We start from the raw sequence: 7,899 nt of genomic DNA on the forward strand, positions 1-7,899 counted from the left end.
GCCCCGCACGACGACGCGTCCCCCACCGAGGACGGTCCCGCGCGAGGCCCACGGCGCCCCGCCACCGCGGCCGAACCGCCGGAGGCACCCCGCATACTCGGGCCCATGGACATCGTCAATCCCGCCCTCAACGACTACCTCCTCGACCACGCCACCCCCGCCGACGACGTGCTGCGCGAGCTCGCCGACGAGACGCGGCGGTCGTTGCCCGAGCACCTCACCATGCAGATCAGCCAGGACGAGGGCGCGTTCCTCACGCTCCTGGTCCGCCTCACCGGCGCCCGCAGCGCCGTCGAGGTGGGCACGTTCACCGGCTACTCCTCCATCTGCATCGCCCGCGGCCTCGCCCCCGGCGGGCGGCTCCTGGCCTGTGACGTCAGCGAGGAGTGGACCTCCGTCGCCCGCCGCTACTGGCGGCGCGCCGGGGTCGGCGACCGCATCGACCTGCGGATAGCTCCCGCCGCCGACACCCTCCGCGCGCTACCGCGCGAGGAGACCGTCGACTTCGCCTTCATCGACGCCGACAAGGTCGGCTACCCCGTCTACTACGAGGAACTGGTCACCCGGCTCCGCCCCGGCGGCCTGATCGTGCTGGACAACATGCTCCGGTCGGGCCGCGTCGTGGACCCGGACGCCCAGGACCCGGCCGATGTCGCCATCCGCGAGATCAACGACACCCTCACCGCCGATCCCCGCGTGGAGTCCGTGCTGCTGCCCGTCCGCGACGGGATCGCGCTCGCCCGCAAGCGCACGCGCTGACCCGCACTCCCGAAGCACCCAATCCGGGCATATCCTGAACACATGCCCGAACTACCCGAGGTCGAGGCGCTGCGCGAGTTCCTCACCGACCGCCTCGTCGGCAACGAGGTGGCCCGCGCGCTGCCGGTGGCCTTCCACGTGCTCAAGACCTACGAGCCGCCGCTGAGCGCCGTCCAGGGCCGCACGGTCAGCGCGGTGCGCCGCCACGGCAAGTTCCTCGACATCGTCCTGGCCGACCCCGCCGGCTCGACCGACCCCGCCGACCCCGCCGACCCCGCCGGAGGCGACCTGCACCTGGTCGTGCACCTCGCGCGGGCGGGGTGGCTGCGCTGGCAGGACAGCCTGCCCGCGGCCCCGCCCCGCCCCGGCAAGGGGCCGCTGGCCCTGCGGGTCACGCTCGCGGGGCCGGCGGCGGGCGGCGCCGGGTTCGACCTCACGGAGGCGGGCACCCAGAAGCGGCTCGCGGTCTACTGCGTCCGCGACCCGGCCGCCGAGGTCCCCGGCATCGCCCGCCTCGGCGCCGACCCGCTGGGCCCCGGCTGCACCGAGGCCGACTTCGCCGAGCTGCTGCGCGGCGAGAACCGGCAGATCAAGGGCGTTCTGCGGGACCAGAGCGTGCTGGCGGGCATCGGCAACGCCTACTCGGACGAGATCCTGCACGCGGCGCGCATGTCCCCGTTCAAGATCGCCTCCCGCCTCACCCCCGAGGAGGCCGCCGCCCTCCACGCCGCGATGACCGAGACGCTGCGCTCGGCCGTCGCCCGGTCGCGCGGCCTGGCCGCCGCCCAGCTCAAACGCGAGAAGAAGACGGGGCTCCGCGTCCACGGCAGGACCGGCGAACCGTGCCCGGTCTGCGGCGACACCGTCCGCGAGGTGTCCTACCGCGACTCCGCGCTCCAGTACTGCCCCACCTGCCAGACCGGCGGCAAGCCCCTGGCCGACCGCCGCCTCTCCCGCCTCCTCAAGTGAACGAGCCGGGCGCGCGCCCCGGCGGCCCCGGCCGCCCCCGCGCCCCTCAGCCCGCGTCCGCCACCGCGACCCCGTGCGCCTCCACGATCTCCGCGAGGCCGCCGACGAACGCCCGGCTCATCGCCGAGAACCACCAGCCGTCCTCCTCGCGCACCAGCTCCCCGATCGTCATGCCGGGCCCGCGGACCGGGCCGGAGGGAAAGCCGTAGCACAGCAGCTCCTCGCCGCTTCCCGGGTCGGTCAGCCGCACATGCGGGCGCCCCACCGCGGAGAGGTTCTGCCCGCGCGCCTCCGCGTCGTGGACCGAGAGCACGAACACCACCCGGTCCGCCCGCTGTTCGAGCCCGTCGAGCGCCACGCGGAACCGCACCTCCGGCTCCTCGCCGTCCAGCGCGACGCCGACCCCGGCCGGCTCGGGGTTGTTGTAGAAGACGAAGTGGTCCTCCGAGAGCACCCGCCCGTCCTCGCCCAGCACCAGCGCGCTGGCGTCCGCGTCCACGCCGTCCGGCGCCTCCCAGTCGAGGCCGATGCAGAACGCCGCCCCGCCGGGCAGCACCTCGGCCAGCCGCATCCGCTGCCCGGTGGCCAGCGGCAGCCGCCCCCCGCCGGGCAGCGGGCAGCTGGCGAGCAGCACCGCCCGCGGGTCGAGGCGCGAGTCCAGCATGGTCGGCTGGTACGTCAGCGCCGCCACGACCGGGGCCGCCGGAACCCGCACGGCCGACGCCGCCAGGTCCCGCAGCCGGTCGGCGACCTCGGCGGCGCTGCCGGGCCTGTCGCCGGGACGCTTGGAGAGCAGCGCGAGGATCAGCTCGTCCCACTCCCGCGGGATCCCGGGCCGCAGCGTGCTGGGCGCGGGCGGCGCGCTCTCCATCTGCTGCCGCAGCAGCTGGTACAGGGACCCGCCGTGGAACGGCGGCTGCCCGGTCGCCAGCGCGTACAGGACGCAGCCCGCCGAGTAGAGGTCGCTGGGCAGGCCGACCGTGCCGCCCTCGATCTGCTCGGGCGACATGTAGGCGGGGGTGCCGATCACGACGCCGGTGGAGGTGAGCCGGGCGTGGTCGCTGGACTCGGCGAGCACCGCGGCGATGCCGAAGTCGAGGACGCGGGCGAGACCGTCGGGGCCGACCATGACGTTGGCGGGCTTGAGGTCGCGGTGGACCACTCCCGAGACGTGGGCGACGGCCAGCGCCCGGCAGATGTGCTCGCCCCAGCGCGCGACCTCGCCCAGGGGCGGCAGCTCCTCGGTCAGCAGCCGGTCGAGCGAGCGGCCGAGCAGCCGCTCCATGACCAGGTAGAGAACGGAGTCCGTCTCGCCGTCGAACTTCGCCTCGCCGACGTCGTACACGGTGACGATGAACGGGCTCGACAGCCCGGCGAGCAGCTTGGCCTCGCGCTCGAACCGCTCACGCGCCCGCGGATCGCGCCCCACGGTCTGCGTGCTGACGAGCTTGACGGCCACCCGCCGCTCCAGGCGGATGTCCGTCGCCTCCCAGACGGTCCCGCTGCCGCCGGCGCCCAACTGGCGACCGAGCCGGTACCGGCCGTCGAGAACCCGGTCCTGCATCACACGCACCCCCTGCGAACTCACCGCGCTACCGCTACTTTATGCGGCGCCGCGCGCCAGGGGGGCATTGTCAGTGGCCCTGGTTAGTCTGGCCGGACACAGCGCATCCGACACTGGGAACGGCCAGGGGAGCCCCAATGACCAGCGACATTGCGAACGAGACCACCGACGAGACGGCCATGGACGACCGCGATCTGGAGCGGAGTCTTGAGCGGTACCGCAAGGAGCTCACCGGCTACTGCTACCGGATGCTGGGCTCCGCCTTCGAGGCCGAGGACGCCGTGCAGGACACGATGGTGCGCGCATGGCGGGCGTACGGCCGCTTCGAGGGCCGTTCCTCGCTCAGATCGTGGCTGTACCGGATCGCGACCAACGTCTGCCTGACCATGCTGAGCGGCAGCAGCAAGCGGGCGCGTCCCATGGACCTGACCTCGGCGACGCCGCACCCCTCCGCCGTGCTGGGCCCGCCGCTGGCCGAGACCGCGTGGATCGAGCCCATGCCCGACAGCAGGACGCTGCCGCAGGACCCGGCCGAGCAGGCGGAGGCGCGCGAGTCGGTGCGGCTGGCGTTCGTCGCCGCCCTCCAGCACCTGGCGCCCAAGCAGCGGGCCGTGCTCATCCTGCGCGAGGTGCTGAGCTGGCGGGCCGGCGAGGTCGCCGAGCTGCTCGACACGACGGTCGCCTCGGTGAACAGCGCCCTCCAGCGGGCCCGCGCCACCCTGGCCGCCACCGGCGTCACCGCGGCCGACACCTCGCAGCCCCTCACCGACGAGCACAAGGCGCTGCTCGCCCGCTACCTGGAGGCGTTCGAGAGCTACGACATGGACGCCCTCACCGCGCTCCTGGCCGAGGACGCCACGCTGTCGATGCCGCCGTTCGACCTCTGGTTCCGCGGCCACGACGACATCCGCGCGTGGATGGTGGGCGAGGGCGCGGAGTGCCGCGGCTCGCGCCTCATACCCACCTCGGCGAACGGTTCACCCGCCTTCGGCCAGTACCGCCCCGACCCGAAAGGCGGTCACAGCCCCTGGGCACTCCAGGTCGTAGAGATATCAGAGGGCCGCATCACCGGGCTCAACGCGTTCCTGGACACGGCGCGGTTCTTCCCGCTCTTCGGTCTGCCCTCCCACCTCCCCGAGGCCGAGCCAGCCGAGGAGGCCCTGTAAACCGGACCGCATGTTGACGAAGCGGATCCGGCAGCCGAGGCGCTTGGCGGTGAGCCGCATCCGGGCCACCACCTCCAACGCCACGGCGTCGCCCCCGCCGACCGCGCCGACGTCGACGGTCACCTCGCTGGCGCCGCTTCCGCGGACGAACGCCGCGAGCCGGTCGCAGATCCCGGGCACATCGCCCCGGACCACCGGCCCTCTTATCACGAACAGTTGACTACACACCGCCAGCCTCCTTCCCCCTGCAAGGGAGACCGACTCACCGCCGGGAACTCATCGGCCACTCACCGCTTCAGCGGCTTGACCCAACGCGCCCAATCGGTCTGCCGTCCGTAGCCGCGCGCCGACCAGGCCCGCCGGCCAAGCCCGTTGCTGTCGAGCACCATGGCGTCCACCCTCCTGCCGCCCAGCTCCGCGAACCGCCGCTCCGCCGCCGCGAGCAGCGCCGTCGCCACCCCCTGGCGCCTCGCCCACGGCGCCACCGCCAGCCGGTAGAGGTGACAACGCCAGCCGTCGAACCCGGCGATGACGGTGCCGACCACCTCTCCCCCGCGCTCGGCGAGCAGCAGCGCCTCCGGGTCCCGCCGGATCAGCAGCCGCACGCCGTCGAGGTCGTCACTGACGCTCACCCCCTCGGCCGCCTCCTGCCAGAACGCCAGCACCGCCCCGGCGTCACCGGGCTCCGCGGCCCGCACGCGCATCTCGTCCATGACGCCATCCCAGCACCCGCGCGGGAGCGAGACCACCGCGTTTTCCGCACGTCAGCGCCCGCAGCCCAGGGTGAACCACACGAACTTCCCACGGCCCGGGGCGTGATGACAGACGCCCCAGTCGCTGGCGTAGCGGGATATCAGCAGCAGGCCCCGCCCGCCCTCGGCGTCCGCGTCCGGCGGCAGCGCCGGAACCCTGGGCAACCCGGGCGCGGTGTCGTGGACCAGGACCCGCACGGCACCCGCCGGGCTCCACTCCGCGTGCAGCGCCAGGTTCGACACGGTCAGGCATTCCAGCGTGGCCGTCACCGCGTTCGTCACCAGCTCGGACGTCAGCAGCGCCGCGGTGTCCACGAGCCCCGGCACCACCGGGGCCAGCGCCGTCCGCACGGCGTCCCTGGCGCCGCGCACCCACCGCGGCTCCGGGGGAAAGGTCAGCGAGAAGTCGGCGGCGGGCTTCCCGGAAAGAGCGGGGACGGCGACGGAGCACATGCGGGAAGGACCTTTCTCCTCACAACCCGGGGCGGTACCACGACGGTATGGTGCGCAGTCACACCCCTGCAACCCTCTGCGATCCATCCACTCCCTTGAGTGACAAACCCCCAAACCGCCCGACACATCCCACAACACTGTGAAGGAAGTTACGGCATGGGACTCCGCGTGAAGCCGACACAACGGCAGCGACGCCTCGGCCAGGAGCTACGCAACCTGCGCGAAGCCGCGGGAGTCGGCGCCGCCGAGGCATCCGCCCGCGCGGGGCTCAACAAGCCCCACCTCAGCCATATCGAGGCCGGCCGCACCGCCTGCCCGGAGCCACGGTTACGCACACTTCTCGACACCTACGGTTGCAGGGATGCCACCCTCACCCGGGCACTGGTCGAGCTGACCAACGCCCCCGGCAAGGGCTGGTGGTCGGCATACCGGGATCTTGGGGACGAACAGGCCGGGGATCTGGCCGAGTTGGAGTCCCTGACCACCGCCTACCGCGCCTTCGACTGGATGCGCATACCCGGCCTGCTCCAGACCCCCGCCTATATGCGGTCCCTGTGCGCCGGCGCCGATCCCGGCGCTCCGCCCGAGCTCATCGACGCCCGGGTCGAGTTCGGCCTGCGCAGGCAGCGCGCGCTCACCGACCCGCCCGGACCCCGACCGTTCCACGCCGTCGTGCACGAAGCGGCGTTCCACATGCGCTTCGTGAACGGCCGCACCATGCGCGAACAGCTGACATACCTCGTGGAACTGGCACAGTTCCCGCACATCACCATCCAGCTGCTCCCGTTCCGCCGCGCCGCCTACCCCGCGACGCCGGGCTGCCCCTTCACGATCCACGACGCGGCCGCGCCCCAGCTCTCCACGGTCCACGTCGAACTGCCCGGCTCCGCCCTCTTCCTGGGGGACCGCCGGGACCTGGAGCGCTTCGGCGCCGACTTCGCCCGGATCAGCGGCCTCTCCCTCGCCCCGCTCGACCCGGCGAGCAGGCACGAGAAGACGTCCTACGGGCTGATCCAGCACCTGCGCTACATCCTGTGAGCCAGGACCCCGGCCGGTAGGGTGCGGCCATGCGCATGCTCTCCGGCTTATCCCTCCTCGCCGGCTCCTTCCTCCGGCGGCAACCACGTCCCTGACGCCTCACCTTCCCCGCGCGGCAGCCGAACGTCAGCCGAGGGCGCTAACGTCGTGTGAGGAGGCAATAGACTCGCTGCTGCTGAGGGGGCGCGAACCAATGAGTTACGGCGACGACTACGACGACACACGCACCGGTCGTCTTCCCTCGCAGACCCGCACCAGGCTCCCCGAGCAGGAGGAACCGGCCTCCCGCCGCGCCCCTGCCTCACCGGGCCGCAGCATCATCACCATCGTCGCCGTGATCGTCATCCTCCTCGCGGCCATCGTCTTCGCCAACCTGTCGCGGGACGGTGACGGCGGATCGGGCGACGGAGACGGCGGGGACGGCGGCAACGCGGCCCAGGCGACGGCACCGACCGGAGAGCGGCCCGTCGACGGAGCCACCAACGGCATCCCCACCGGCCACCCCCGGACAGAACAGGGCGCCCAGAGCGCCGCGGCCAACTACGCGGTGGCCCTCGGCGGCGTGGAGATGTACGACGAGCTGTCGCGCCAGACCATCGTGGAGACCGTCTACGCCCCCGACGCCGCCGCCGATCGCGCCGCGGAGTTCGACGATGCATACTCGAACCCGGAGTTCCTGCAACGGATCGGCCTCGACGCATCGGGCACCGCGCCTGACGGCCTGACCTTCATCTCCCGCACCATCCCGGTGGGTACCGCCGTCGTCGCCTACACGGACGACACCGCGACCGTCTCGGTCTGGTACTCGTCGCTGTTCGGACTGGCAGGCACGGAGTCGCGGAACCCGGTCACCGAGAGCTGGTACACGAACACCTATGAGCTCGTGTGGGCCCAAGAGGACTGGAGAGTCACCGACTTCACACAAGAGGACGGTCCCGCTCCGGTCGGGCGCGACCAACGCGCCTCAACCGCCGAGGAGATGGCTGATGCGATCGAGCAGTTCGGAGGGTTCACCTATGCGCGCTGACCCCCGCCTCCGCCGACGCGCCACAGCGTTCCTCGCCCTGCTGACCGGCTTCACCGGCGCGAGCCTCGCCCTCGCGGGCACAGCCCGCGCCCAGGAGGACGAGGACGACTGCGACCTCATCCGCGGGGCGGCCCGCGACTACTGCGAGGGGGACCCCGAGTCCGGGGGGGG

General features: G+C 72.8%; 9 protein-coding genes and 1 pseudogene. 6 read left to right on the forward strand and 4 right to left on the reverse strand.

The genetic code is table 11. The annotated features are described in order from the left end of the window. The first annotated feature begins 105 nt into the window (after positions 1-105). Both ADY01_RS29385 and ADY01_RS29390 read left to right on the forward strand, forming a co-directional pair. Positions 106-759, forward strand: coding sequence for an O-methyltransferase (locus ADY01_RS29385; RefSeq protein ID WP_049579560.1), 654 nt, complete (start codon positions 106-108; stop codon positions 757-759). A gap of 42 nt (positions 760-801) precedes the next feature. Continuing rightward, the gene (locus ADY01_RS29390) at positions 802-1,728 is read left to right on the forward strand and encodes an Fpg/Nei family DNA glycosylase (RefSeq protein ID WP_049579547.1); all 927 of its coding nucleotides are present in this window, start codon (positions 802-804) and stop codon (positions 1,726-1,728) included. 46 nt (positions 1,729-1,774) lie between these two features. On the opposite strand, the gene ADY01_RS29395 is transcribed toward ADY01_RS29390, so the two are convergent. Next, positions 1,775-3,292 (reverse strand): protein kinase domain-containing protein, encoded by a 1,518-nt coding sequence (locus ADY01_RS29395; protein ID WP_049579548.1) that lies wholly within the window; start codon positions 3,290-3,292, stop codon positions 1,775-1,777. A gap of 137 nt (positions 3,293-3,429) precedes the next feature. On the opposite strand from ADY01_RS29395, the gene ADY01_RS29400 reads away from it, so the two are divergent. Next, positions 3,430-4,458, forward strand: coding sequence for a sigma-70 family RNA polymerase sigma factor (locus ADY01_RS29400; protein WP_049579550.1), 1,029 nt, complete (start codon positions 3,430-3,432; stop codon positions 4,456-4,458). On the opposite strand, the gene ADY01_RS41930 is transcribed toward ADY01_RS29400, so the two are convergent. From ADY01_RS41930 to ADY01_RS29415, 3 genes are read right to left on the reverse strand one after another with little or no spacing between them, the layout of a single operon-like run. Beyond that, on the reverse strand, positions 4,345-4,686 hold the full coding sequence (locus ADY01_RS41930) for an STAS domain-containing protein (protein WP_159001499.1): 342 nt from the start codon (positions 4,684-4,686) through the stop codon (positions 4,345-4,347). The genes ADY01_RS29400 and ADY01_RS41930 overlap by 114 nt on opposite strands. Positions 4,687-4,745: 59 nt before the next feature. Continuing rightward, positions 4,746-5,171 carry a GNAT family N-acetyltransferase gene (locus tag ADY01_RS29410; RefSeq protein ID WP_049579561.1) on the reverse strand — a complete coding sequence of 142 codons (426 nt, stop codon included), beginning with the start codon at positions 5,169-5,171 and terminating at the stop codon, positions 4,746-4,748. Between the two features lie 51 nt (positions 5,172-5,222). Beyond that, positions 5,223-5,663, reverse strand: coding sequence for an ATP-binding protein (locus tag ADY01_RS29415; protein ID WP_049579554.1), 441 nt, complete (start codon positions 5,661-5,663; stop codon positions 5,223-5,225). Between the two features lie 156 nt (positions 5,664-5,819). On the opposite strand from ADY01_RS29415, the gene ADY01_RS29420 reads away from it, so the two are divergent. The 3 genes and pseudogenes from ADY01_RS29420 to ADY01_RS29430 all read left to right on the forward strand — a co-directional run. Next, positions 5,820-6,701, forward strand: coding sequence for a DUF5753 domain-containing protein (locus tag ADY01_RS29420; protein ID WP_049579555.1), 882 nt, complete (start codon positions 5,820-5,822; stop codon positions 6,699-6,701). A 193-nt stretch (positions 6,702-6,894) separates the two neighbouring features. Further along, entirely contained in the window at positions 6,895-7,728 is an 834-nt protein-coding gene (locus ADY01_RS29425) for a hypothetical protein (protein WP_049579557.1), read from the forward strand. Continuing rightward, positions 7,718-7,899 (forward strand): annotated as a pseudogene (locus tag ADY01_RS29430) (hypothetical protein); the annotation flags it as partial. The gene ADY01_RS29425 and the pseudogene ADY01_RS29430, both read left to right, overlap by 11 nt.

Origin of the sequence: Streptomyces sp. SBT349, assembly GCF_001083795.1 — a bacterium.
In the GTDB taxonomy this organism is placed as follows: Bacteria; Actinomycetota; Actinomycetes; order Streptomycetales; family Streptomycetaceae; genus Streptomyces.

Excerpts from the sequence above, each read along its gene's own strand:
- ADY01_RS29385 (WP_049579560.1), top strand. The coding sequence starts at position 106 with ATGGACATCGTCAATCCCGCCCTCAACGACTACCTCCTCGACCACGCC.
- ADY01_RS29390 (WP_049579547.1), top strand. The coding sequence starts at position 802 with ATGCCCGAACTACCCGAGGTCGAGGCGCTGCGCGAGTTCCTCACCGAC.
- ADY01_RS29395 (WP_049579548.1), bottom strand. The coding sequence starts at position 3,292 with ATGCAGGACCGGGTTCTCGACGGCCGGTACCGGCTCGGTCGCCAGTTG.
- ADY01_RS29400 (WP_049579550.1), top strand. The coding sequence starts at position 3,430 with ATGACCAGCGACATTGCGAACGAGACCACCGACGAGACGGCCATGGAC.
- ADY01_RS29410 (WP_049579561.1), bottom strand. The coding sequence starts at position 5,171 with ATGGACGAGATGCGCGTGCGGGCCGCGGAGCCCGGTGACGCCGGGGCG.
- ADY01_RS29415 (WP_049579554.1), bottom strand. The coding sequence starts at position 5,663 with ATGTGCTCCGTCGCCGTCCCCGCTCTTTCCGGGAAGCCCGCCGCCGAC.
- ADY01_RS29420 (WP_049579555.1), top strand. The coding sequence starts at position 5,820 with ATGGGACTCCGCGTGAAGCCGACACAACGGCAGCGACGCCTCGGCCAG.
- ADY01_RS29425 (WP_049579557.1), top strand. The coding sequence starts at position 6,895 with ATGAGTTACGGCGACGACTACGACGACACACGCACCGGTCGTCTTCCC.